Origin of the sequence: Micromonospora sp. DT46 (assembly GCF_049841735.1) — a bacterium.
In the GTDB taxonomy this organism is placed as follows: Bacteria; Actinomycetota; Actinomycetes; order Mycobacteriales; family Micromonosporaceae; genus Micromonospora; species Micromonospora reichwaldensis.
This window is the reverse complement of record NZ_JBNCKW010000006.1, coordinates 251,314-274,295: the sequence shown is the minus strand read 5'-3', so window position 1 is coordinate 274,295 and position 22,982 is coordinate 251,314. Positions and strand designations below refer to the sequence as shown.

Here is a 22,982-nt window from a genome sequence, read left to right as displayed (position 1 = left end):
CCCACCCGCCGCCCGTCCCTCCCGGGCCGTTGATCATGAAGTTGTTGTCGTGACACGCCGATGAATGCGGCAACAACTTCATGATCAACCGACCGGAGCGCCCCGGAGGGGGTGGATCGGGTCAGTCTCGGGTGGGGGTTTCGGCGGCCGAGCGGAGGTTGGGGGCGCTCGCCGGTTCGGCGATGCCACCCGGGGACTCGGCGAAGGCGGGGTCGTGCGCGGTCTCCGCGGCGACCAGCGGCTGGTCGGGCGGCATGACGTCGGGCATCTTGGGCGCCACGACCACGGCCGTGCCGTACGCGCAGATCTCCATCCACATCTCGCCGCAGTCGCGGCTGTCGAAGCGCATCCCCACCACGGCGTTCGCGCCGATGCGGCGGGCCTCCTCGCCGAGCCGGGCCACCGAGTCCGTACGCCACCGGGTGAGGTTGTCCGGGGCCATCGGGTCGTACGCGCCACCGCGCAGGTTCTTGACCCCCTCGCGGTACGGGTTCCGCGTCCTGGCCATCGATGACACCACTTCGCCGAGGATCTGGCGGATTTCGTACCCGGGTAGTTGCTCCGTCGTCACGACCAGCACGTTTCCGATGGTCTCAGGGTTGCGCGCACCCGATCGTGAGCCGTGTTCACCTGATCGGATGCTGCAAAACGGCGCGGCGCGGACGGCCGGCGCGCTGCCGGCCATCCGCGCCTGGCGCGGCGCTAACCGTCAGACACCGGCAGTCTGGGTGATCCAGGCCCGGTTGTACGCGACGCTGCCGTAGTTCTGGATGCTCTGGCCGTCGGCGGTGGAGGCGACGCCGACCTGCGCGCCGTTGTAGAACTGCGGGCCGCCCGAGTCGCCCCGCCAGGCGTTGCCGTTGACCCGGGTGCTCCGGATCGCCTGCCCGCCGTACGCGTCGGTGACGCTGTTGCTGGTCACCCGGACCGACGCGGTCTTCAGCTGGGTCGAGGCCGAGCAGCCGCTGTAGCAGGTCATGCCCCAGCCGTAGATCGAGTTGGTCGAGTTGAGCGGCGGGTTGCTGTTGGCGAGCGTGACGTACGAGGTGCTCACCGAGCTGGACAGGCGCAGCAGGGCCAGGTCGTACCGGCTGTAGCTGGCGCTGACGGTGCGGGTCTGGCCGCCGGAGGTGCGGTTGACGCTGCCGACCCGGACGGACATCGTGCCGTTCACGCAGTGCCGCGCGGTGAGCACCCACTGCGGCGCGATGATCGTGCCGGAGCAGGTGAACGAGCCGTTGCTGAGCACGGCGGCGGCCCACGGGGCCGACGAGACGGTGCTGCCGCCGATGATCGGCTGCGGGCCGGCCGGGGCGGCGAGGGCGCCGGAGCTGGCGCCGAGCAGGCCGGCCGCTGCGGTGGCCAGCACCGCGACCATGGATCGGATGCGCATGGGGGCTCCTTCGGGGACGGGGCCCGGGTTCACCGGGTCGAGCTGTCGGCCGGCGGGCGGGGTGGCCCGACGATCGATCGACGTACGACGATGTACGGTAGGGCCCCTGAGATGTCGTTCACAAGAGATCCATCGGAAATGATGGATGAGACGGTATGGCGGGCCGGGCGGCGGGCGGTGCCCCGGCGATCCGGCGGAGCGGGGCGAAACGGGTCGGTCGGCAACGGATGGGCATCGGGATCGCAACGAACCCGCATCGGTCCCCGGGCCCCGCGCCGGGAATGTCGATCACCGCCTGAACTGCGTCCGGCCGGTGCGTCCGGGGCGGTATCTGCCAGGTAGGCTGGCTGCGCTCGCCCGTTGTGGGTCGGCACCCAACTGCGTACACAGTCAGGAGTGCCCAGTGCCTCGCGTCGTCGTCGACGTCATGCTCAAGCCCGAGATCCTCGATCCCCAGGGCCAGGCCGTCGCAAACGCGCTGCCCCGGCTCGGCGTCAGCGACGTCGCCTCGGTTCGGATCGGCAGGCGGATCGAGATCGAATTCACCGGTGAACCGGACCTGGACCGGGCCCGGGAGATCGCCGACAAGCTGCTCGCCAACCCGGTCATCGAGGACTTCACGGTCCGCGTGGCCGAGGCCGACGAGACCGTGGACGCACGCTCGTGACCGCCCGGGTGGGTGTGGTCACCTTCCCCGGCTCGCTCGACGACGGGGACGCGGCCCGGGCCGTCCGGATCGCGGGCGCCGAACCGGTCCGCCTCTGGCACGGTGACCCGCAGCTGCACGGGGTGGACGCCGTCGTCCTGCCCGGCGGCTTCTCCTACGGCGACTACCTGCGCTGCGGCGCCATCGCCCGGTTCGCCCCGGTGATGGGGACGATCGTGGACGCGGCCCGGGGTGGCCTGCCCGTGCTCGGCATCTGCAACGGCTTCCAGATCCTCTGCGAGGCCCACCTGCTGCCCGGCGCGCTCACCCGCAACCAGCACCTGCACTTCCGCAACCGCGACCAGGTCCTGCGCATCGAGTCGGCCGGCACCGCGTGGACGAACGCGTTCCAGCCCGGCCAGGAGGTGCTGATCCCGGTCAAGAACGGCGAGGGCTGCTACGTCGCCGACACCGCGACGCTGGACCAGCTCGAAGCCGAGGGCCGGGTGGTCGCCCGCTACGTCGGCGGCAACCCCAACGGGTCGCAGCGCGACATCGCCGCGATCACGAACCCCGCCGGCAACGTGGTCGGCATCATGCCGCATCCCGAGCACGCGGTGGAGGCGCTCACGGGCCCCTCCCTGGACGGTCTCGGCTTCTTCACCTCGGTGCTCAAGCACCTGGTGGGGACGCCGGCGTGACCGTGCGCGGCATCAACGGTCGGCTCACCCGCCCGTCGGGCGGACGCGAGCGCAGCGAGGAGAGGTCATGACCACCCATCCGGACGAGGTACGGGATAACCCGGAGGCCTTCCCGGCCGCCCCGGCGCAGCCGGTGGAGCCGCGTCCGGCCGGCGTCGTGCCGCCGGCCGGGCGTCCCGGGCCGGCGACCGCCGACTGGGCCGACGGACTGGACACCGTGCCGCGCGCCGGGGACACCCCCGGTGAACTCCAGCCGTACGCCGAGCTGGGGCTCCGCGACGACGAGTACGAGCGGATCCGGCACATCCTCGACCGGCGGCCCACCCAGGCCGAGCTGGCGATGTACTCGATCATGTGGAGCGAGCACTGCTCCTACAAGTCGAGCAAGGTGCACCTGCGGCAGTTCGGCGAGAAGGCCCCGCCGAGCGACCGGCTGCTCGCCGGCATCGGTGAGAACGCCGGCGTCGTGCAGGTCTCCGACGAGCTGGCGGTGACCTTCAAGGTCGAGTCGCACAACCACCCGAGCTTCGTCGAGCCCTACCAGGGCGCGGCCACCGGCGTCGGCGGCATCGTGCGGGACATCCTCGCCATGGGCGCCCGCCCGGTCGCGGTGATGGACCCGCTGCGCTTCGGCGCCGCCGACCACCCCGACACCGCCCGGGTGCTGCCCGGCGTGGTCGCCGGCGTCGGCGGCTACGGCAACTGCCTGGGTCTGCCGAACATCGGCGGCGAGGTCGTCTTCGACCCCTGCTACCAGGGCAACCCGCTGGTCAACGCGCTCTGCCTCGGCGTGCTGCCGGTCGACCGGCTCCAGAACAAGGCCGCCGCCGGCCCGGGCAACGTCGTCGTGCTGATGGGCGCCAGGACCGGCCGGGACGGCATCGGCGGCGTGTCGGTGCTGGCCAGCGCCACCTTCGACGAGGGCAGCGAGAAGCGCCGCCCGTCGGTGCAGGTCGGCGACCCGTTCATGGAGAAGCTGCTCATCGAGGCGTGCCTGGAGCTCTACGACGCCCGGCTGGTCGTCGGCATCCAGGACCTCGGCGGCGCCGGCCTCACCTGCGCGCTGACCGAGACCGCCGCGGCGGCCGGCACCGGCATGCGGGTCTGGCTGGAGCGCGTGCCGCTGCGCGAGGCCTCGATGGAGCCGCACGAGATCCTGGCCAGCGAGTCCCAGGAGCGGATGCTGCTGGTCGTCGAGCCGGAGAAGCTCGAAGCGGTGCTCAAGACCGCCGAGAAGTGGGGCGTCTGGGCCACCGCCATCGGCGAGGTCACCCCGCCGGCGCCGGACGGCCAGCCGGGCCGGCTGCTGATCACCTGGCACGACCAGCTCGTGGTGGACGTGCCGCCGGGCTCGCTGGTCGACGACGGTCCCGTCTACGCCCGCCCGATGCGCGAGCCGGCCGACCTGATCCTGCTCCAGGCCGACCGCGCGGAGACGCTGCCCCGGCCGGCCGACCCGGAGGCGCTGCGCGAGACCGTGCTGCGCATGATCGCGTCGCCCAACCTGGCCGACAAGACCTGGGTCACCGAGCAGTACGACCGCTACGTGCTGGGCAACACCGTGCTCGCCCAGCCGGAGGACTCCGGCGTGATCCGGATCGACGAGCGGACCGGGCTGGGCGTGGCGCTGTCGGTGGACGGCAACGGCCGGTACGCGCGGCTCGACCCGTACCACGGCACGAAGCTCGCCCTGGCCGAGGCGTACCGGAACGTGGCCGTCACCGGCGCGAAGCCGATCGCCGTCACCAACTGCCTCAACTTCGGCTCGCCGGAGGACCCGGGCGTGATGTGGCAGTTCGCCGAGGCCGTCCGCGGCCTGGCCGACGGCTGCGCCGAGCTGGGCATCCCGGTCACCGGCGGCAACGTCAGCTTCTACAACCAGACCGGCGCGGCGCCGATCCACCCGACCCCGGTGGTCGGCGTGCTCGGCGTGCTCGACGACGTGGCCGACCGGGTGCCGATGGGCTTCGTGCCCCGGCCGAGCGGCGACCACGACCAGATCTTCCTGCTCGGCGAGACGCACGTGGAGCTCTCCGGCTCGGAGTGGGCCTGGGTCACCCACGAGCACCTCGGCGGCGTACCCCCGCAGGTCGACCTGGCCCGCGAGCGGCTCCTGGCCGACCTGCTGGCGGAGGCCGCGCGGGTCGGGCACCTGAGCGCCGCGCACGACCTCTCCGACGGCGGCCTCGCGCAGAGCCTGGTGGAGTCCTGCCTGCGGCGCGGCGTCGGCGCCCGGATCGCGGTGCCGGAGCGGTTCGACGGCGGCTCGATGCCGTTCGTCTACCTGTTCAGCGAGTCCGCCGGCCGGGCCCTGGTGTCGGTGCCGCGCGGCCACGAGAAGGCGTTCACCGCCCTCTGCGCCGAGCGCGGCGTGCCGTTCGAGCTGATCGGCGTCACCGACCCGACCGGCGGCGCGCTGGAGGTGCACGGCCAGTTCCGCATCGGCCTGGACGAGCTGCGGGCCGCGCACGGCGAGACGCTGCCGCGCCTCTTCGGGGGCGCGGGGGTCGTCGAGGTGCCCGCGCCGGCCACCGGTGTGGCGGGTGCCGTCGAGGCCGTGCCGCTGCCCGTCGCCGAATCGGCCGGCGTGGAGCCGGTGGACCCGTCGGCCGTCGTGAGCGAGCCGATCGCGTCGGCCGGGCCGGTCCCGTCGACCGGCGTCGTCGAGCCGGTGGCCCCGGCCGAGGCGGCAGCCCCGGCGGAGGCCGTCGCGCCCGGCCCGGAGCAGCCGGCGGCCGAGGCCGCAGACCGGCCGGCCGAGGCCGGCGGGGCGTCGGCTCCCGAGCCCGGCGACACCGAGCCTGGTCGGCGCTGAGGCGGTGGCCGCGGCCGTCCACGTCCAACCCGGTTCAGGCGCCCGCTTCGACTGGGGATTGACGGGGGCGGCCGAGCTGGGCCGGGTGTGCGCGGTGCTGGTGGTGGTGGACGTGCTGTCGTTCACCACCGCCGTGGACGTCGCGGTCGGGCGCGGCATGCGGGTGCACCCGTTCCCGTGGGGCGAGCAGGCCGCCGACTACGCGCGGCGGGTCGGCGCGGTCGCGGCGGTGGGCCGCCGGCAGACGACCCCGGAACATCCGTGGTCGCTCTCGTCGGCGGCGCTGACCACCGCACCGGTCGTCGCCGACCTGGTGCTGCCGTCGCCGAACGGGTCGGCGATCAGCGCGGCGGCCAGCGCCACCGGGCTGCCGGTGGTCGCGGCCTGCCTGCGCAACGCGCAAGCCGTCGGCCGTTGGCTCGACCAGCAGGGGTACGGCTCGACGGACGCGCCGATCGGCGTGATCGCCTCGGGCGAGCGCTGGCCGGACGGCTCCCTGCGCCCCTGCGTGGAGGACCAGCTCGGGGCGGCCTGCGTGCTGGACGCCCTGTCGGGTGTGCCCGGCGGCCTCTCCGTGGAGGCGGCCGTGGCCCTGGCCGCGCTCGCCAGCACCCCCGACGTGCCCGCCGCGGTCTGCGGCAGCGTGTCCGGCCGGGAGCTCATCGAGGGTGGCTTCGCCGGGGACGTGGAGGTCGCCGTCCGGGTCGGCGTCTCGGACGTGGTCCCGGTGCTGCGGCAGGGCGTCTTCTCCGCCGCCTGACCTCCCCGCGACCGCGCGTCCGACCCGGTCGGGGCGGGCCGGAACGGCGCGAGGGCCGCCCGGAGATCCGGACGGCCCTCGCCGTGGTGCTGTCGTCGGGGGCCGGCCCCCGAGCGGGTCAGTCGTCCAGCCAGTCCAGCCGGCGGCCACCCCGGTCCTGCTGCGGTGGGCCGTCCGGGCGACCGCGACCGGTCTGCGGGTCGTCGTAGCCGCCCGGCTGGCCGTAGCCACCCTGGCCGTAGCCGTCGCGGTCCTCGTAGCCGCCGCGCTGCTGCGGGGGCTCCTGACCGTAGCCACCCTGGCCGTAGCCGCCCTGGTTGTCGTACGAGGTGGGCTGGTCGTAGCCGCCCGGCTGGCCGTAGCCGCCGCGTGGCGCCGGGGGCTCCTGACCGTAGCCACCGGGCTGGCCGTAGCCGCCCCGCTCGTAGCCGCCGCCCGGTTGGTCGTAACCGCCGGTCTGCTCGCCGCCCCGGCCGTACGCGCCCGGGTCGGACTGGCCGTAGCCCTGACCCTGCTCCGGCTGGTAGACGCCGGTGGCGTACGGGTCGGCCGGGGCCGGGTACTGGGTGGCGTCGCCGGTGTAGCGGCCGGTCGGCTCGTCGTACCGCTCGCCGTGGCCCCGGCCGCCGCCCGCCGGCGGGTAGCCCGCGGCACCCGCCGTGCCGGCCGCACCTGCCGGAGCGCCGTAGTCGTTGCTGCCGTAGCCGCCGCCCGAGGCGGGCGCGTTGCCGTAGCCGCCCCCGGACGAGGGCGCGTTGCCGTAGCCGCCGCTGCCGTAGCCGCCGCCGGAAGCGGGAGCGTTGCCGTAGCCGGCACCGCCGTAGCCACCCGCGCCGGCCGGCTCGTCGCCGTAGCCGCTGCCGCCCCAGCCCTGCTGGTTGCCCGCCGCGCCGTAGGGCTGCGGGGGAGCGCCGTACGGGTCCGGCGGAACGTCGTCGACCACGGGGCGGTGCATCATCGTCGGGGCGTCGCTGAGCGCGGCGCCGCCCACCATCGTCGGATCCGGCGTGGTGCCGACCCGGTTGACCACCCGGGTCTGGTCGTCCGCGCCGCGGAACGCCCCGCGAGCCGCCGGGACCGCACCGGCCGCGGCACCCGCCGGGGCGTCGTCGTCGGCCTCGTCGCCGTTGTCCTTGCGCCGCATCAGGAGCAGCACGATGGTGCCGACACCGGCGGCGACGAGCAGGCCGCCGAGCAGGATGATCAGCCAGGAGCCCATGCCGCCGGAGTCCTCGTTGCTGGCGTTGGCCGCCGCGCCCGGGGTCGCCTCGGTGCTCTCCTCGGGCGTCTCCTCGACGGGCTCGTCGGAGGGGGGCGGCTCCTCGCTGGCCGACGGGGTGGGGCTCGGGGTCGTCTCGACCTTGATCGCCAGCGCGATGCGCTGGCCGGTGACGCTCTGCCCGGCGGACGCGTCGAAGCTCTTGGTGGCGTAGACCTCACCGACGCTGGCACCGATGGCGAGCCGGCCGGGCGCGATCGGCTTCTCGCTGTTGCCGGAGAAGCGGAAGTTGCCGTCGTCGTCGCTGATCGTGTCGATCTTCTTGCCGGCGCCGTCCTGGAGCATGACCACGGCGTTCGGCACGGCCTTGCCGTTCGCCTGCACGACCACCTTGCCGGAGACCGATTTGACGGTCTGCGTCTGGGGCGGCTGGGACGGCTGGGCCCGGCCCTTGACGCCGAGCTGGAAGGTGGCGGTGCCGGCGCCGGACTTGTCGCCCTCGGCCGCCACCGTCACGGTGACGTTGGCGTCGCCGGCGTTGTCGCTGGCCCTGATCCGCAGCAGCTGGGACCTCGGCCGGTCGTTGTTGACGTCGATCTCTCCGCAGCCGCCCGCGCAGCTCACGCCGCCCGGCAGGCCGGCGAGGCTGATCTTGACCTTCTCGTCGCCTTCGCGGGGGGTCACCTGCACGGTGACGGCGGCGTCGCTGCCGGCGTTGACGGTGACCGAGCCGGGCGACACGGTGACGTCCGCGGCCAGGGCTGGTGTGACGGGGGCGGCGAGCAGAGCGCCGACAACCAGCGCCACGACCACACCGGCCCGCTGCTTCCAGGCACGTCGGTGTGTTGACACGTCCACCGCCCTTCCGGACTGACTTCCCTCGGCGGCGGGGCGCCGGGCCGGGGATCATCACGGTACGAATACGCCGTCGGCAACTATGCCTTGTCTGACCGGATCGGCGCGACCCAGGGCCAGCGTCAGGCGCGGCGCGTTGAAGCCGTATCGTCCCGTCGTGTCCTCTCCGCACACTAAGTCCGCCGCGGTCGCGGCGGCGTTGTCGGCGCTCGACGAGGGGCGTACGCCCGAACGGCCGGTCCTCCGGGAGGCGGTCCGTGCCCTGTTGACCGTCCTCGCGGAGCGCGCCCCCGGCCGATCGGTGGAGGTGCGGGTCCCACCTTACGGCGCAGTTCAGTGCGTTCCCGGTCCCCGACACACCCGTGGCACCCCCGCCAACGTCGTCGAGATGGAGCCCGAGACCTGGCTGGCGGTGGCCACCGGACGGCTCGACTGGGCCGACGCGATCACCCAGGGTCGCGTACGGGTGAGTGGAATCCGAGCGGACCTCTCCGCGCACCTGCCGCTCTAGCTGGGGCGATACGCATCGACCGGTCACACATCGGAGCCGGATCGTGACTTTCTGTATCGACACGGATTCGCGTACACTGTCAGGCGACGACAGTGGTCCCGGCCGAGGAGTGCGGATCCGCCCCCCGCGTGATTCCGCAAGGCCGGTCCAGATCAGCATGAGGGAGCGCAGGTGCCCCGAGGCGACGGCCGGCTGAGCCACGACCTTGATCCCCAACGACCAGGCCCCCAGGACGCGTGCGGCGTCTTCGGCGTCTGGGCGCCCGGGGAGGAGGTCGCCAACCTGACCTACTTCGGGCTCTACGCCCTCCAGCACCGTGGTCAGGAGGCCGCGGGCATCGCGGTCAGCGACGGCTCGGGCGTCGTGGTCTACAAGGACCTCGGCCTGGTCGCCCAGGTCTTCGACGAGCCGACCCTGGCCAGCCTGCGCGGGCACGTGGCGATCGGGCACGCCCGCTACTCCACCACCGGCGGCTCGACGTGGGAGAACGCCCAGCCGACCATCCGGTCCACCACCTCCGGCACCACCATCGCGCTGGCCCACAACGGCAACCTGGTCAACACCGCGGAGCTCCAGCGCGAGGTCGCCGAGCGGGGCCTGGTCGCCGACGGCTCGACCAACGACACCTCCCTGGTGACGATGCTGCTGGCCAGCCGCCCGGACCTGTCGGTCGAGGCGGCGGCGCTGGAGGTGCTGCCGCGGCTGCGGGGCGCGTTCAGCTTCGTGTTCATGGACGAGTCGACCCTCTACGCGGCCCGCGACCCGCACGGCGTACGCCCGCTGGTGCTGGGCCGTCTGGAGCGCGGCTGGGTGGTGGCCAGCGAGACGGCCGCGCTGGACATCGTCGGCGCGAGCGTGGTCCGCGAGGTCGAGCCCGGCGAGCTGATCGCGATCGACGAGGACGGCCTGCGCTCCAGCCGGTTCGCCGCCCCGGAGCCCAAGGGCTGCCTCTTCGAGTACGTCTACATCGCCCGCCCGGACGCCACCATCGCCGGTCGCAACGTGCACTCCGCCCGGGTGCAGATCGGCCGCCAGTTGGCCAAGGAGCACCCGGTCGAGGCCGACCTGGTCATCCCGGTGCCGGAGTCCGGCACCCCGGCCGCGATCGGCTACGCCGAGGAGTCGGGCATCACCTACGGCGCCGGCCTGATGAAGAACCCGTACGTCGGGCGCACCTTCATCCAGCCGTCGCAGACGCTGCGCCAGCTCGGCATCCGGCTCAAGCTCAACCCGCTGCGGGAGAACGTCCGGGGCAAGCGGCTGGTCGTGGTCGACGACTCGATCGTGCGCGGCAACACCCAGCGGGCGATCGTGCGGATGCTGCGCGAGGCCGGCGCGCTGGAGGTGCACGTGCGCATCTCCTCGCCGCCGGTCAACTGGCCGTGCTTCTACGGCATCGACTTCGCCACCCGCGCCGAGCTGCTGGCCAACGGGCTGGACAACGACGGCATCCGGCGCTCCATCGGGGCGGACACGCTCGGCTACGTGTCGCTCCCGGGCCTGATCGCCGCCACCGAGCAGCCGAAGACCCGGCTGTGCCGGGCGTGCTTCGACGGGGAATACCCGATCGAGCTGCCCGCCGGCAACCTGATCGGCAAGCACGTGCTCGAAGGGGTGGGCCGGCGGGTCGCCGCGCAGGCGGTCGATACCCCGGAGCACACCGCCCCGCTCGTCGCCACTCCGGGCGGCGTGACCACACACCGCCCGTAGCACCACCCGGCGCGGCCCGGCCACCGCCGGCGCGGCGCCAGAACCAAGGGGGAGAACCGTGACGCACGTGTCCGAGCGCAGCGGCGCAGGAAGCAGCCCGTCCGGCGCCGGCGGCGACCGCCAGCCCTGGACGGCCGGCACCGGCCGCCAGGCGCGCAAACGCTCGGTCTCGTACGCGGACGCCGGCGTCTCGATCGAGGCGGGCGACCGCGCGGTCGAGCTGCTCAAGTCGAAGGTGAAGCAGACCCGACGCCCCGAGGTGATGGGCGACCTGGGGGGCTTCGCCGGCCTGTTCCGGCTGGACACGAAGAAGTACAAGAACCCGATCCTGGCCTCGTCCACGGACGGCGTGGGCACCAAGCTGGTGATCGCGCAGCAGATGGACATCCACGACACGGTCGGCATCGACCTGGTCGCGATGGTCGTCGACGACCTGGTGGCCTGCGGCGCCGAGCCGCTCTTCCTGCTCGACTACATCGCCACCGGCGAGGTCGTGCCGGACAAGGTCGCCGAGATCGGCGCCGGCATCGCCGACGGCTGCCGCTACGCCGGCTGCGCCCTGCTGGGCGGCGAGACCGCCGAGCACCCGGGCGTGCTCCGCCCGGACGAGTACGACATCTCCGCCACCGGTGTCGGTGTGGTCGAGGAGAGCGACATCCTCAGCCCGGACCGGGTCGAGGTGGGCGACGTGGTCATCGCGATGCGCTCCTCCGGCCTGCACTCCAACGGCTACTCGCTGGTGCGCCACGTGCTGCTGGGCGCCGGCCGGATGCGGCTCGACGTGGTGATCGACGACTTCGGCCGGCAGCGCACCCTCGGCGAGGAGCTGCTCACCCCGACGAAGATCTACGCGCAGGACTGCCTCAAGCTCATCGCCGAGGCCGAGGTGCGCTCCATCGCCCACGTCACCGGCGGCGGCATCCCCGGCAACCTGGTCCGGGTGCTCCCCGAGCACGTCGACGCGGTCGTCAACCGGTCCACCTGGAAGCCGCAGCCGATCTTCGACCTGATCCAGTCCAAGGGGCGGATCGAGGACCCGGAGATGGAGGCGACCTTCAACATGGGCGTCGGCATGTTCGCGATCGTCTCCGCCGAGGACGCGGACCGCGCGCTGGCCACCCTGACGGGCCGGGGCGTCGACGCGTGGCAGGCCGGCGAGATCATCGAGGGCTCCGGCAACGTGCAGATGGTCGGCCAGCACACCCGGGGCTGATCGACTCCCGGTGACCGTACGGGCACCTGATCAGGGCTTCACCCGAGTGGCCGTCGCCGCCTAGCCTGAAGGGCACCCTCAGAGCTGTCGGGGCCGCCTGCCCGGTTTTCCCGACAGCCCTTCAGGCGCGGAGGAGGGCAATGGCTGCTCGGGGACTGTCGTTCAGCGGGATGCGCGGCCTGGCCGCCGTCCCCTCGTACGTGGTCATGCAGCCCACCACCCTGTGCAACCTGGACTGCGCCTACTGCTACCTGCCGTTCCGCGCGGCCGACCGGCGGATGCCGGTGCCGGTGGCCGAGGCGGTGGCCGCTTCGGTCAACCCGTGGGCGGCGGCGGGCCGGTTCTCGGTGGTGTGGCACGGCGGCGAGCCGCTGGCCGCTGGCCGGGAGCACCTGGCCGCGCTGATCGCGCCCTTCGGGCCCGGGGTCGAGCACCACGTGCAGACCAACGCCACGCTGATCGACGACGCCTGGTGCGCGTTCTTCGTCGAGCACGGGGTGCGGGTGAGCGTGAGCGTGGACGGCCCGCGGGAACGCAACGGCGACCGGGTCACCCGGGGCGGCGGTCCCGCGTACGACCGGATCCTGCGCGGGGTGGCGGCGCTGCGCCGGCACGGCCTGCCGTTCTCGGCGCTGGCGGTGGTGGGTCGTCCCGGGCCGGGCCTGGCCACCGAGCTGTACGACTACTTCCTCGACCTCGGCTGTGACGTGCTGGGCGTCAACATCGAGGAGACCGAGGGGGTCAACCTCCGCGACAACTCCCACGACGCGGAGCTGGTGACCGCCTTCTGGGCGGAGCTGGTGGCGGCCTGGCGCCGGGAGCCCCGGATCCACCTGCGCGAGGTCGAGTGGTCGCTACGGTACGCCGCGGCGGTGCTCGACGGCAGCGCCGACGACCTGCTTCCCCGGCGGTTGGACCCGATCCCGACGGTCGGCCACGACGGCTCGGTGACCGTGCTCTCGCCGGAGCTGGCCGGCTTCACCGATGTCCGGTACGGCGACTTCAGCAGCGGAAACGTGCTGGCCACCCCGCTGGTCGAGATCCTCGCCCACGCGGATCGGACGCCCTGGGTCGGCGAGTTCCTCGCCGGCGTCGAGGCGTGCCGTGCGTCCTGCCCCTACTTCGGGTTCTGCGGCGGCGGCCACGCGGCCAACCGCTACTTCGAACAGGGGCGTTTCGACGGTACGCAGACCGCGCACTGCCGCAACAGCAAGATCCACTTACTGGAGGGAGTGTTGGAGCATGCCCGAGACCACCAGTCACCGGCATCCTGACCGGAGGACGGACACCCCGGACGAGGTCGCCGACCGGGTGCGGGAAGCCGCGCCGGGACTCACCGCACTCCTCCACGAGGCCGAGGCCGCGCGGCGACTACGGGCCGAGGTGGCGGGCGGGGACGGCGCGAGCGCCGTGTGCGCCTGGAACCACTTCGAGAACATCCCGACGTTCTACAACTGGAACAACCGTCCCCGCTGAGACAGACCGTGATCAGGGACCTGCCGATCGTCCGGAGGGTTGTCCGGGCGGGGCAGGTCCCTGATCGTCGGTCTTGGCGCCGCTTCGATGGGCACATGCGTGAGCACGCGGGCGATCACCGCGTGCTCAGCTGCTACCGGAGGTCAGCGGGGCGGACGTACCCAGGGATCCGGGTCTTCGTCCGCGTGATCCTCATCATCGTCGTCGACATACTCTTTGTAGTCGTCGTCGAAGTTGTGCTCAGACTTACCAGCACCCGCCAGTTCGCGCTGCAAGGCGGTGAGGTCGGTGTTCGGGGAGTGGTACTTCAACTCCCGCGCCACCTTCGTCTGCTTGGCCTTAGCACGGCCGCGCCCCATGGCTCGACCCCCTCGCACAGAATGCGGGGCAGCCCGAAGGCGGGCCCCGATGACGTCAGGCATCTCTCGTGGCTCTTACGGTACATGGGGATGCCACCGTTCGGCACCTCGGGTTACCGTCGACCGACACCGCGCGTCGCGGTCATCCGGCCGTCACCGATTGTACCCGGTAAGGAGCGGCGCCGGGAGCGCCCGTGACACCGGGCAGAGCCATGCGAAACCACCCTAACGGGACGGGCCGCCCGCCGGGGCCGGGGGCGGAACGGCCGCTCCGCCCCCGAGGCGCTCAGCGCAGGTGGATCGTGCGCAGCCGGCCGACGTCGGCCATCCGCCGCTCCGCCAGCCGGTCCGCCGCCACGGCCGGCGGCACGCCCTCGGCGTCGGCCAGTCGCAGGATCTCCCGGGTGGTGTCGTAGATCCGGGTCGCGCGCAGCTTGGCCCGGTCGAAGTTGAAGCCCTCGATCTCGTCCGCCACCTGGATCACGCCGCCGGCGTTCACGACGTAGTCCGGGGCGTAGAGGATGCCGCGGTCGGCGAGGAGCTTCTCGATGCCGGAGTGGGCGAGCTGGTTGTTGGCCGCGCCGGCGACCACCTTGGCGCGCAGCGCCGGCACCGTGTCGTCGTTGAGCGCGCCGCCCAGGGCGCACGGGGCGTACACGTCGATGTCGGCGGCGACCAGCGCGGCGGCGTCGTCGACCAGCGCGACCTGCGGGTGGGTGGCGCGGGCCCACTCGAGGGCCTTCGGGTTGACGTCGGTCGCCACCACCTCGGCGCCGTCGTCGACCAGGTGGCCGACGAGGTACTTGCCGACCTTGCCCAGGCCCGCCACGCCGACCCGCCGGCCGGCGAGGGTCGGGGCGCCCCAGACGTGCTCGGCCGCGGCCCGCATGCCCTGGAACACGCCCCAGGCGGTGAGGATCGAGGAGTCGCCGGCGCCGCCGTGTTCGACGCTGCGGCCGGTGACGTAGGAGGTCTCGCGGGCGATCACGTCCATGTCGGCGACGTAGGTGCCGACGTCGCAGGCGGTGTAGTAGCGCCCGGCGAGGGACTCCACGAAGCGGCCGTACGCGCGCAGCAGCGCCTCGCTCTTGATCCGCTCGGGGTCACCCCAGATGACCGCCTTGCCGCCGCCCAGGTCCAGCCCGGCGAGGGCGTTCTTGTAGGCCATGCCCCGGGAGAGGTCGAGCACGTCGGCGAGGGCGTCGGACTCGCTGGCGTACGGGTAGAACCGGGTCCCACCGAGCGCGGGGCCGAGCGCGGTGGAGTAGATGCCGATGATCGCCTTGAGGCCGGTCTGCTTGTCCTGGCAGAACACGACCTGTTCGTGACCGCTGGACCCCGGGTCTTCGGTGGTGGCGAATACGCCCATGACTCGCTCCTGGTGTGGGGTGCGCCCTTGTGGGACGCGGACCGGTGGACCGCCGGCGGGATGCTGCCGGTGCCGCTGAGCCTAGTATCGGCCGACGCCGTCCGGCCGCCCACGGCACGCGTGATCGCGCTGCCGACGACGGCCGAGTTCCAATTCGTGGGAGGATCGCGCCGTGCCGTCGCTCTTCGCTTCATACCTGCGCGTGTACGAGCCGCTGACCGCCTTCGACCGGGACCGCCAGGCGTACTGGCGGCGCTACGTCGAGCAGGGGCGGGCGGTGGCACCGGTGGAGGGGCCGGGCCGGCAACGGACGTCGGTGCTCGAGGCGCTCGGCGCCGGCTGGACCCGGCTGCCCGACCTGCCGGACGAGGCGTACGTCCTGGAGACCGACGAGGCCCTGCTGGTCTGCCCGTGGAACCTGCGCATCCGGGTGGCCGAGGCGGCGTTGAACGCGCGCGACGGGGTGCCGCCGGTGCTGGCCGACGCGTTCGTGCCGCCGGTGCTCGCCGGGCAGGCGAAGGCCGTGGTGGAGGACTGGCGCAGCGGGGCGCGGGTGCTGGAGCACGGCGTGCCGCGCGTGCACGAGCAGATCGCCACGTGGGGCGTACCGCTGCGCTGGTTCGTGCTCTTCGGCCCGGAGGAACGGCACCACGTGACCCACCCCGGGCGGCGGGCGCTGCACTACCGGACGGAGATCTCCAAGGCGCGGCGGCGTTCGTCGCGGGCCCTGTCGGTGCTGCGCAAGTCGATCGGCGACGCGCCGATCACTGAGGCGGTCGAGGAGGCCGCCCGCTGGCTGGAGGAGTTCCACCCCCGTTCGATGGTGGAGCTGGACTACGGCGGCCTGGTCGAGCTGCTGTCGGACGAGACGCTGGCCGCCGACGACTCGCCCCAGCTGGTGGCGAGCGGCCTCGCCGGGCTGTCCCGGGGCGAGGCGGAGGAGGCCTCGGCGGCGTACGACAAGCTGGTCGCGCGCTGGCGGGCGGTCCAGCTGCTGGAACGGTGCAACTGAGGCGAAATCGCCCAGAAACTGCTCCGAAGTCGAGGCGAGTTCGTAGTCGACGCATCACGAACCGTGATCATGAGTCCGAATAAGGTACTTTCTGCCGTGTAAAAGTCGCATAAATCGGGCATGGTTCATCCGTCCGTCTAGGGACGTTCGGCCGTTCGGCCCATGTCGGACATCGGGGACTAGCCGGACCATGGGAGACGCGTCGACCGGCGGGACCCCGGCCGATGTCTATACATGTGGAGGAGTGACCGATGGCATCGCGAACGCACGAACCAGAGCCGCTACTCACACCGGCCGAGGTGGCGTCGATGTTCCGTGTCGACCCGAAGACGGTGACCCGGTGGGCAAAGGCGGGCAAGCTCAGCGCCATCCGCACGCTGGGTGGACACCGTCGGTACCGGGAATCGGAGGTCAGGGCCCTGTTGCAGGGACAGATCCCCCAGCAGCGCCAGGGGGACTGACCGACTGGGATACAAACGGGTGTGAACGGAGGGCGGCGGACATGGTCCGCCGCCCTCCGTCGTGTCCGGACCCCGCCCGCGTACGGACGACGGGCGTGGGATCAGGCGCCAGCCGGCGGCCGGTCCGCGAGGACGACCCGGATGCCGACCGTGCCGCTCTCGCCGCGACGCAGGCGGCTGCCGAGCAGGCTGAGCCGGCCGATCATCCGGTACTTCTGCTTGATCAGCTCACGTACCCGCCGGGTGCCGGCCGCGTCGCAGAGGGTCGCGTGGGCGGCGACCGCCTCGCCGTGCGGGCGGCCCCGGACGTCGCACGGGGCCACCGTGACGTCGCCGCTGCGCCGGATCCGCTTCACCTTGCCGGCGTCCGCCGCCGACCACACCCAGAGCGCGTCGCCGTCGCGCACCGCCCAGACCGGGGTCGGCACCGCCCGACCGTCCTTGCGGAACGTCGTGAGCAGGATGTACTTCTCCGCGCCGAGGCGGTCCAGGGTGGTCACCCCGCCAAGGATACGGCCGGTGCGGCTGACTGACCGGCCGGATAGCGTGAAGCCCGTGACGGGACAGCCACGGATCGGTGACGTGTTCGGGGAGATGCTGCGCGACGCGTACGCCGTGGCCACCGGGGTCGGCCCCCGCCCGCTGGCCGGCGGGCGGCTGCCGCGACCGGTCATCGAGATCATCGAGCGGGACGACGGGCTCATCAACGGCGCCCCCGCCGCGCACTACCTGGACGGGCCGGCCGACTGGCAGCCGTACGACCACCGGGCCGTGGACCGGGTCCGGGGCGCGACCCTGGACGTCGGCGTCGGGGCGGGCCGGATCGCGCTGCTGCTCCAGGAACGGGGCGTGCCCGTCACCGGGCTGGACACCTCGGCCGGGGCGCTGGCCGTCTGCCGCCGCCGGGGCGTACGCGACCTGGTGCACGGCACGGTCGACGCGCACGTGGCGGACGGCCGCCGCTACGACACGTTCCTGCTGCTCGGCAACAACGTGGGCCTGCTGGAGGGGCGGGAACGCGGGCCGGCGCTGCTGGCCGCGCTGGCGGCGCTGGCCCGGCCGGGAGCACAGGTCATCGCCCACGGCACCGACCCGTACGGCACCCGGGACCCGGTCCACACGGGCTACCACGAGCGCAACCGGCGTCGGGGCCGGTTCGGTGGGCAGCTCCGGCTCCGACTGCGCTACCGGGAACTGGGCACCGAGTGGTTCGACTACCTGGTCTGCTCCCCGGACGAGCTGGCCGAGCTGGTCCGGGGCACCGACTGGCGGCTGACCGACGTGGACGATCGGGACGCGCCGTACTACCTGGCGACCCTGCGCCTCGCCGGCTGACGACCGGCCCCGACCGCGGACCCCCCGACGCCGACGCCGGATTCCCGCCGGACGCGGGAACCCGGCGCGGGTGTCAGACCTGGACGGTCGGGGGGAGCTGCTCGGGCGGCAGGCCGCCGTCGCCGTCGACCACCTCGTCCGGGGTGCCGTCCTCGTCGAGGTCGACCATCGTGATGTCCACCTTGCCGTCCCCGTCGGTGTCGAACTGGAACAGGTCGGGCTTGCCGTCCCCGTCGGTGTCGACCACCCAGACGTCGGTGCGGCCGTCGTTGTTGGTGTCGGCGCGCAGCAGGTCGACCCGCTCGTCCCCGCGGGTCTCCACGGTCTCCGCCGCGTCCGCGGCGTGCACGGTCTCCGGTGCCTGGCTCATCTGGGCCGTCCTTCCCTCGGTTGCGTGCCGTGGTACCCGATCCGGCGCGCCCCCACGCATGCCGGGGAGATCGCCGCTGCATAGGGTCGGGCCCATGAGCGAGTGGAGCGGGCGGCGGGGCGCGGGTCGACCCCGTCCCGCCACCGGAGACAGGGAGGCGTCATGAGCGACCGCTTTGTCGTCGTCGGGGCCGGCACGATGGGGCTCGGCATCGCGTACGTGGCGGCCGGAGCCGGCCACGCCGTCGAGCTGGTCGAGGTGGACCGGGCCCGGGGCGCGGCGGCCGTCGAGCGACTCGGGGAGCTGTGGGACAGGGCGGTGGAGCGCGGCAAGCTGGACGCCGACCGGGCCGCGACGAACCGGCAGCGGGTGACGCTGCGCTCGGGGCTCGCCGAGGTCGCCGAGGAGCCGGCCGTCGTGGTCGAGGCCGTACCGGAGCGGCCGGAGCTGAAGCGGGCGGTGCTGCGCGAGGCCGAGGCCCTGCGACCGGCGCTGCTGGGCAGCAACACCTCCAGCATCCCGATCGCCGAGCTGGCCGAGGGGCTGGCCCGACCCGAGCGCTTCCTCGGGCTGCACTTCTTCAACCCGGTCTGGGCGATGGCCCTGCTGGAGGTCGTGGTCGGCCCGGCCACCGCCGAGGAGACCACCGCCGCGGCGGTCGCGCTCGCCGGGCGGCTGGGCAAGGACCCCGTCGTCGTACGCGACATGCCCGGCTTCGCCACCTCCCGGCTCGGGGTCACCCTCGGGCTGGAGGCCATCCGGATGGTCGCCGACGGGGTGGCCAGCCCGGCCGACATCGACAAGGCGATGGTGCTCGGCTACCGGCACCCGGTCGGCCCGCTGGAGTTGACGGACATCGTCGGGCTGGACGTGCGGCTCGACATCGCGCGCACCCTCCAGGCCGCGTACGGGGACCGGTTCGCCCCGCCGCCGCTGCTCGCGGAGATGGTGGCCGCCGGCCGCCTGGGCAAGAAGTCCGGCCAGGGCTTCTACCGCTGGGAAGGCGGGGTGCGTTCGTGAGCGTGAGGAGTGAGCTTGCGAGCCCCGCAGTCGCGAACGGAGGGTCGGCACGGGTGAGCGTGAGGAGTGAGCTTGCGAGCCCCGCAGTCGCGAACGGAAGGGGGGCCTGCTCATGAGTGGGCTGCGGATCGAGGAGCAGCCGGACCGGCTGGTGGTGACGCTCGACCGGCCGGAGAAGCGCAACGCCATCGACGCCGACCTGATCGCCGAGCTGCACCAGGTCTGCGCGGAGCTGGAGGCGCGGCCCCGCCTGCTGCTGCTCACCGGCGGCGCCGAGGGGATCTTCGCCGGTGGGGCGGACATCGGGCAGCTTCGTGAGCGGGGCCGGCTGGACGCCCTCGCGGCGATCAACTCGGCGGCCTTCGCCCGGATCCGGGCGCTGCCGATGCCGACCGTGGCGGCCGTGGACGGGCCCGCGCTGGGCGGGGGCGCCGAGCTGGCGTACGCCTGCGATCTGCGGGTCTGCACGGCGCGGGCGGTGTTCGGCCAGCCGGAGGTCCGGCTGGGGATCCTGGCCGGCGCGGGCGCCACCCACCGGCTGCCGGCGCTGGTCGGGGAGGCCCGGGCCAAGGAACTGCTCTTCACCGGCCGGCGGGTGGACGCCGAGGAGGCGCTGCGGATCGGGCTCGTCAACCGGGTGGTGGCCGAGCCCGGCGAGCTGCTGCCCACGGCGCATGGGCTGCTCGACGAGATGGCGAAGGGGTCCGCGCTGGCGCTGCGGCTGACCAAGCTGGCGGTCGACGCGCCGGCCGCCGCGCACCCGCACCTCGACCTGGTCAGCCAGGCGGTGCTCTTCGAGGACGAGGAGAAGCACCGGCGGATGACGGAGTTCCTCGAGCGGCGACGCCCCCGCTGAGCCCCGGACGAGACGACGGCCGCACCGGTCACCGGTGCGGCCGTCCGTGTCCCACGGGTGGTGACTCAGTGCCGGATCTGCACCCCGGCGTCCGCGAGGGCCCGGATCACCTCTGCGGACTCGGCGAAGCCGATGACCAGCACGGCCTCCGCGCCGAAGTCCTTGATCTCCTTCGCGCCCGCGACGAAGTCGATCGGGTTCGCCTTGGCGTCCGCCGGCGGGTCGTAGGTCAGCAGCTTGAGCCGGTCACCGCCGATGCCGGCCCGCTCCAACTCGGCCCGGACGGTGCCCTGGAGGCCCTCGCCGTAGGAGTCCTTACGGGCGACGATGGCGATCTTCTGCGGGCCGTCGCGGAGGATGACGTCGGCCAGCGCCCGGCCCTGGAGGCTGTCCGGCGGGGCGGTGCGGAAGTAGAGGCCGTTGTCGTCCAGCTCGGTGAGGCTGGCATCGGTGTTCGACGGGGAGAACAGCACCTTCCCGGCCTGCACCACGTCGGGCAGCACCGCGCGGGAGATGCCGGAGGCGCTGGCGCCGATGATGACGTGGACCTTCTGCGCGACGTGCCTCGCCACGGTGGCCTTGGCGACCGCCGGGTTGGTGCCGTCGTCGCCGTCGATCCAGACCACCGGCTCGCCGAGCACCCCGCCCGCCGCGTTGATCTCCCTGATCGCCAGCTTGGTGCCGGCGGAGATCGGCGGGTACGCGAGGGCCAGGTCACCGGTCTGCGACAGCAGGCCGCCCAGGACCAGCGGCGAGCCGTCGCTGCGGTCGGTCCGGCCGCCACGCTGCTTCTTCGCCTTCGGCGGGGCCTTGGTGCTCGCCGCCGACTCGTCCCCGGCCCCGACGAACTCCGTCTTGCCGTCGTTGAGCCGCTGGCCGTCGAAGTGCAGCGTGCCGTAGCTCGCGGTGGACGGCTCGCCGGCGTCGGTGAAGCCGGCCCGGGTCAGCGAGACGCTGCGGTACTCCACGTCCCGGCCCGCGCGGGCCAGGGTCAGGCACTCCGCCACCCGTTCGCAGCGCTGCCCGTCGTTGGTGACCCCGACGATCTGCTTCGCGATGGCGGCCGGATCCGTCGTGCCCGCGAGCTGGGCGGCGATCGCGCTGATCACCACCGCGTCGTACGCCTCGGCGGAGTAGAGGAAGTCGCCCAGCTTCGGGTCGACGGACCGGAGCCGGTTCTTGAAGTCCTCGGGCAGGGGCGTGAGCGGCGTGGTGCCCTTCATGCCGTCGACCAGGCTGGCGCGGTCCTTCAGCTCGGCAGGGTACGAGTTCAGCATGTTGCCGTCGGTGCCGTAGAGGCGCACCTGTTGGGTGGCCGCCTCCTCGGGCTCTTCGGTCCCGCAGGCGCTCGTGGCGAGCAGGAACGTCGCGCAGGCAGCCAGGGTGGCCGCCCGCGAGGCGCGTGACTTGAACATGGTCGTCCTTCCTCCGGCGAAGGTCCGCTGCGCACATTAGCGTGCTGGGCCGTGCGGCGGGACCACGGATGCGGCTCAATCCGCAGGTCGCCCGCCCTGATTACGGAGCGTGACCGCTGGTGGATGGCTTGACCCTCCCCTCTACCGTGCTGTGGGTGACGGACTCACCACAGCAGACGCTTGACGACGCGACCGCCGTGCTCCGCTCGGCGCTGGCCGGGGACGGCGACGCGGTGGCGGGGGCGTTCGACGCGGTCGTCGACCGGTCCGGCCTGGCCGGCGCGTACGGGGTGGCCTGGTGTCTTGCCGCCACCATGGTCGGCGATCCGGTGCCGCCGGGCACGTGCGCGCTGGACTTCCCCGGCATCGAGGAGGCGGGCTACGACACCCGCTGGGTGGCGCGCTTCGTGAGCGCGTACGCCAACGCCGACGACGACACCGGCGAGGCGCTGTTCGGCGCGGCGGCGGCCGACGGGCTGCTGCCGGAGTGCCTGCTCACGCTCGCCGGCTCGACCGTGGCAACGCTGCGTAGCCGGACCACCTGACCGTTCGTGCCGCCCCGACGGCACGGACCGGGACGACGGCGCACGCCGGCCGGACGGTTGGGCGCCCGGCGGCCCGGACGGGTGGGCGCCCGCCAGCCGGACCGTCGCCCGCCCGCCCGCCGGCCCGGACGTGGCGCGGCGGGGCCGGACCGCCGTGACAGGCTGAGGGCATGTCCGACGCCATGCTCAGCAAGGTGCGCAAGCTGCTGGCCCAGGCCGAGGACCCGGCCTGCACCCCCGCCGAGTCGGCCGCGTTCACGGCCAAGGCGACCGAGCTGATCGCCCGCTACGGCGTGGACCGGGCGCTGCTGGCCGCCCGGGACCCGGCCACGGACCCGGTCGGCGACCGGGTGGTCGAGGTCGTCGCCCCGTACGCCCGGGACAAGGCCGGCCTGCTCGCCGCGGTCGCCGATCCGCTGCGCTGCCGCTGCGTCCGCCGCCGGGAGGGCGCCGGCTTCGCCATGCACCTGTTCGGCTTCGCCAGCGACCTGGAACGGGTCGAGCTGCTCTTCACGTCGCTGCTGGTGCAGGCCGCCCACGGGCTGGCCGGCGTCGAGGTGCCGGCCGGCGCGCACGTCGCCGCCTTCCGGCGCTCGTGGCTGGCCGGGTTCGCCCAGGTGATCGGCGTGCGACTGCGGGCGGCGGAGGCCGGGGCGGTCGCCGAGGCGGGCGCGCCCTCGGTGGCTCTGGTCCTGGCCGACCGGTCGGACCGGGTCCAGCACCGCGTCGCCGAGGTGTACCCACGCCTGCGTACCGCCGCGCCGCGCCGGCTGGCCGGCGGCGGGTTCGGCTCGGGTGCCGAGGCGGGCCGCCGCGCCGACCTCGGCGGCCGGGGCGTCGCCACCGCGCCGGGCGCCCGTCCCGGCCTCGACCGCTGACCCGCCGCAGCCTCTGGCGGTGCGTGACGGTGGCGGATGGTATCGGTGGCGCGTGGCCGGGCG

The 22,982-nt window shown here is 73.5% G+C and carries 24 protein-coding genes; 16 read left to right on the top strand and 8 right to left on the bottom strand.

The genetic code is table 11. The features are described 5' to 3' along the window. Positions 1–121: 121 nt before the first annotated feature. Together ACLQ20_RS18425 and ACLQ20_RS18420 are read right to left on the bottom strand one after the other, a co-directional pair. Positions 122–685 (bottom strand): YbjQ family protein, encoded by a 564-nt coding sequence (locus ACLQ20_RS18425; protein ID WP_425856808.1) that lies wholly within the window; start codon positions 683–685, stop codon positions 122–124. Positions 686–709: 24 nt separating this feature from the next. After that, positions 710–1,393: a S1 family peptidase gene (locus ACLQ20_RS18420; RefSeq protein ID WP_151457113.1), complete on the bottom strand. Its 684-nt coding sequence runs from the start codon at positions 1,391–1,393 to the stop codon at positions 710–712. Positions 1,394–1,796: 403 nt separating this feature from the next. On the opposite strand from ACLQ20_RS18420, the gene purS reads away from it, so the two are divergent. The 4 genes from purS to ACLQ20_RS18400 all read left to right on the top strand — a co-directional run bounded on the left by purS (position 1,797) and on the right by ACLQ20_RS18400 (position 6,315). Beyond that, positions 1,797–2,060: a phosphoribosylformylglycinamidine synthase subunit PurS gene (purS, locus tag ACLQ20_RS18415; protein WP_121397234.1), complete on the top strand. Its 264-nt coding sequence runs from the start codon at positions 1,797–1,799 to the stop codon at positions 2,058–2,060. Then, positions 2,057–2,740, top strand: a complete 684-nt coding sequence (gene purQ / locus ACLQ20_RS18410) for a phosphoribosylformylglycinamidine synthase subunit PurQ (RefSeq protein ID WP_151457114.1) — start codon at positions 2,057–2,059, stop codon at positions 2,738–2,740. The genes purS and purQ overlap by 4 nt, the downstream gene beginning before the upstream one ends. A gap of 67 nt (positions 2,741–2,807) precedes the next feature. Next, the gene (gene purL, locus ACLQ20_RS18405) at positions 2,808–5,555 is read left to right on the top strand and encodes a phosphoribosylformylglycinamidine synthase subunit PurL (RefSeq protein ID WP_425856804.1); all 2,748 of its coding nucleotides are present in this window, start codon (positions 2,808–2,810) and stop codon (positions 5,553–5,555) included. 4 nt (positions 5,556–5,559) lie between these two features. Continuing rightward, complete coding sequence (locus tag ACLQ20_RS18400) at positions 5,560–6,315, top strand: 2-phosphosulfolactate phosphatase (protein ID WP_151457116.1); 756 nt, start codon at positions 5,560–5,562, stop codon at positions 6,313–6,315. A gap of 118 nt (positions 6,316–6,433) precedes the next feature. On the opposite strand, the gene ACLQ20_RS18395 is transcribed toward ACLQ20_RS18400, so the two are convergent. Next, a complete protein-coding gene (locus tag ACLQ20_RS18395; RefSeq protein WP_425856801.1) occupies positions 6,434–8,386 on the bottom strand; it encodes a hypothetical protein in 1,953 nt (650 codons plus the stop codon). Between the two features lie 160 nt (positions 8,387–8,546). On the opposite strand from ACLQ20_RS18395, the gene ACLQ20_RS18390 reads away from it, so the two are divergent. From ACLQ20_RS18390 to amcA, 5 genes are all read left to right on the top strand, one after another. After that, positions 8,547–8,900, top strand: a complete 354-nt coding sequence (locus ACLQ20_RS18390; RefSeq protein ID WP_225852315.1) for a sterol carrier family protein — start codon at positions 8,547–8,549, stop codon at positions 8,898–8,900. A 171-nt stretch (positions 8,901–9,071) separates the two neighbouring features. Then, a complete protein-coding gene (gene purF, locus ACLQ20_RS18385; protein WP_151455709.1) occupies positions 9,072–10,610 on the top strand; it encodes an amidophosphoribosyltransferase in 1,539 nt (512 codons plus the stop codon). Positions 10,611–10,668: 58 nt separating this feature from the next. Next, entirely contained in the window at positions 10,669–11,823 is a 1,155-nt protein-coding gene (gene purM, locus ACLQ20_RS18380; RefSeq protein ID WP_132235146.1) for a phosphoribosylformylglycinamidine cyclo-ligase, read from the top strand. 170 nt (positions 11,824–11,993) lie between these two features. After that, a complete protein-coding gene (gene amcB / locus ACLQ20_RS18375) occupies positions 11,994–13,097 on the top strand; it encodes a cyclophane-forming radical SAM peptide maturase AmcB (RefSeq protein ID WP_425857213.1) in 1,104 nt (367 codons plus the stop codon). Then, positions 13,066–13,299 carry a multiple cyclophane-containing RiPP AmcA gene (gene amcA / locus ACLQ20_RS18370; protein WP_151455707.1) on the top strand — a complete coding sequence of 78 codons (234 nt, stop codon included), beginning with the start codon at positions 13,066–13,068 and terminating at the stop codon, positions 13,297–13,299. The genes amcB and amcA overlap by 32 nt, the downstream gene beginning before the upstream one ends. A gap of 143 nt (positions 13,300–13,442) precedes the next feature. On the opposite strand, the gene ACLQ20_RS18365 is transcribed toward amcA, so the two are convergent. Next, positions 13,443–13,658, bottom strand: a complete 216-nt coding sequence (locus tag ACLQ20_RS18365) for a DUF3073 domain-containing protein (RefSeq protein ID WP_089002617.1) — start codon at positions 13,656–13,658, stop codon at positions 13,443–13,445. A gap of 286 nt (positions 13,659–13,944) precedes the next feature. Next, positions 13,945–15,027, bottom strand: a complete 1,083-nt coding sequence (locus ACLQ20_RS18360) for a Glu/Leu/Phe/Val family dehydrogenase (RefSeq protein WP_151455706.1) — start codon at positions 15,025–15,027, stop codon at positions 13,945–13,947. Between the two features lie 172 nt (positions 15,028–15,199). Here ACLQ20_RS18360 and ACLQ20_RS18355 point away from each other — a divergent pair, with 172 nt between their 5' ends. Then, positions 15,200–16,039 (top strand): hypothetical protein, encoded by an 840-nt coding sequence (locus ACLQ20_RS18355; protein WP_151455705.1) that lies wholly within the window; start codon positions 15,200–15,202, stop codon positions 16,037–16,039. A gap of 251 nt (positions 16,040–16,290) precedes the next feature. Next, positions 16,291–16,500: a BldC family transcriptional regulator gene (locus tag ACLQ20_RS18350; RefSeq protein WP_007073996.1), complete on the top strand. Its 210-nt coding sequence runs from the start codon at positions 16,291–16,293 to the stop codon at positions 16,498–16,500. Between the two features lie 101 nt (positions 16,501–16,601). Here ACLQ20_RS18350 and ACLQ20_RS18345 read toward each other — a convergent pair whose 3' ends face one another. Next, positions 16,602–17,000, bottom strand: a complete 399-nt coding sequence (locus ACLQ20_RS18345) for a PPOX class F420-dependent oxidoreductase (protein ID WP_132235136.1) — start codon at positions 16,998–17,000, stop codon at positions 16,602–16,604. A gap of 55 nt (positions 17,001–17,055) precedes the next feature. On the opposite strand from ACLQ20_RS18345, the gene ACLQ20_RS18340 reads away from it, so the two are divergent. After that, on the top strand, positions 17,056–17,835 hold the full coding sequence (locus tag ACLQ20_RS18340; RefSeq protein ID WP_151455704.1) for a class I SAM-dependent methyltransferase: 780 nt from the start codon (positions 17,056–17,058) through the stop codon (positions 17,833–17,835). Positions 17,836–17,908: 73 nt separating this feature from the next. Here the strand turns inward: ACLQ20_RS18340 and ACLQ20_RS18335 are convergent, their stop codons facing one another. Further along, positions 17,909–18,205, bottom strand: a complete 297-nt coding sequence (locus ACLQ20_RS18335; RefSeq protein ID WP_151455703.1) for a hypothetical protein — start codon at positions 18,203–18,205, stop codon at positions 17,909–17,911. A gap of 162 nt (positions 18,206–18,367) precedes the next feature. Here ACLQ20_RS18335 and ACLQ20_RS18330 point away from each other — a divergent pair, with 162 nt between their 5' ends. Then, positions 18,368–19,225 (top strand): 3-hydroxyacyl-CoA dehydrogenase family protein, encoded by an 858-nt coding sequence (locus ACLQ20_RS18330; RefSeq protein ID WP_327030159.1) that lies wholly within the window; start codon positions 18,368–18,370, stop codon positions 19,223–19,225. A gap of 112 nt (positions 19,226–19,337) precedes the next feature. After that, positions 19,338–20,081, top strand: a complete 744-nt coding sequence (locus ACLQ20_RS18325) for an enoyl-CoA hydratase/isomerase family protein (RefSeq protein ID WP_151455701.1) — start codon at positions 19,338–19,340, stop codon at positions 20,079–20,081. Between the two features lie 65 nt (positions 20,082–20,146). On the opposite strand, the gene ACLQ20_RS18320 is transcribed toward ACLQ20_RS18325, so the two are convergent. Next, positions 20,147–21,496, bottom strand: a complete 1,350-nt coding sequence (locus tag ACLQ20_RS18320) for an ABC transporter substrate-binding protein (protein ID WP_327030160.1) — start codon at positions 21,494–21,496, stop codon at positions 20,147–20,149. Positions 21,497–21,651: 155 nt separating this feature from the next. Here ACLQ20_RS18320 and ACLQ20_RS18315 point away from each other — a divergent pair, with 155 nt between their 5' ends. Together ACLQ20_RS18315 and ACLQ20_RS18310 are read left to right on the top strand one after the other, a co-directional pair. Continuing rightward, a complete protein-coding gene (locus ACLQ20_RS18315) occupies positions 21,652–22,041 on the top strand; it encodes a hypothetical protein (RefSeq protein WP_151455699.1) in 390 nt (129 codons plus the stop codon). A gap of 170 nt (positions 22,042–22,211) precedes the next feature. Then, entirely contained in the window at positions 22,212–22,919 is a 708-nt protein-coding gene (locus ACLQ20_RS18310; protein WP_151455698.1) for a DUF2786 domain-containing protein, read from the top strand. Positions 22,920–22,982 lie beyond the last annotated feature (63 nt).

Excerpts from the sequence above, each read along its gene's own strand:
- ACLQ20_RS18425 (WP_425856808.1), bottom strand. The coding sequence starts at position 685 with ATGGCCGGCAGCGCGCCGGCCGTCCGCGCCGCGCCGTTTTGCAGCATC.
- ACLQ20_RS18420 (WP_151457113.1), bottom strand. The coding sequence starts at position 1,393 with ATGCGCATCCGATCCATGGTCGCGGTGCTGGCCACCGCAGCGGCCGGC.
- purL (WP_425856804.1), top strand. The coding sequence starts at position 2,808 with ATGACCACCCATCCGGACGAGGTACGGGATAACCCGGAGGCCTTCCCG.
- amcB (WP_425857213.1), top strand. The coding sequence starts at position 11,994 with ATGCGCGGCCTGGCCGCCGTCCCCTCGTACGTGGTCATGCAGCCCACC.
- amcA (WP_151455707.1), top strand. The coding sequence starts at position 13,066 with ATGCCCGAGACCACCAGTCACCGGCATCCTGACCGGAGGACGGACACC.
- ACLQ20_RS18365 (WP_089002617.1), bottom strand. The coding sequence starts at position 13,658 with ATGGGGCGCGGCCGTGCTAAGGCCAAGCAGACGAAGGTGGCGCGGGAG.
- ACLQ20_RS18360 (WP_151455706.1), bottom strand. The coding sequence starts at position 15,027 with ATGGGCGTATTCGCCACCACCGAAGACCCGGGGTCCAGCGGTCACGAA.
- ACLQ20_RS18350 (WP_007073996.1), top strand. The coding sequence starts at position 16,291 with ATGGCATCGCGAACGCACGAACCAGAGCCGCTACTCACACCGGCCGAG.
- ACLQ20_RS18335 (WP_151455703.1), bottom strand. The coding sequence starts at position 18,205 with ATGAGCCAGGCACCGGAGACCGTGCACGCCGCGGACGCGGCGGAGACC.
- ACLQ20_RS18330 (WP_327030159.1), top strand. The coding sequence starts at position 18,368 with ATGAGCGACCGCTTTGTCGTCGTCGGGGCCGGCACGATGGGGCTCGGC.
- ACLQ20_RS18325 (WP_151455701.1), top strand. The coding sequence starts at position 19,338 with ATGAGTGGGCTGCGGATCGAGGAGCAGCCGGACCGGCTGGTGGTGACG.
- ACLQ20_RS18320 (WP_327030160.1), bottom strand. The coding sequence starts at position 21,496 with ATGTTCAAGTCACGCGCCTCGCGGGCGGCCACCCTGGCTGCCTGCGCG.
- ACLQ20_RS18310 (WP_151455698.1), top strand. The coding sequence starts at position 22,212 with ATGTCCGACGCCATGCTCAGCAAGGTGCGCAAGCTGCTGGCCCAGGCC.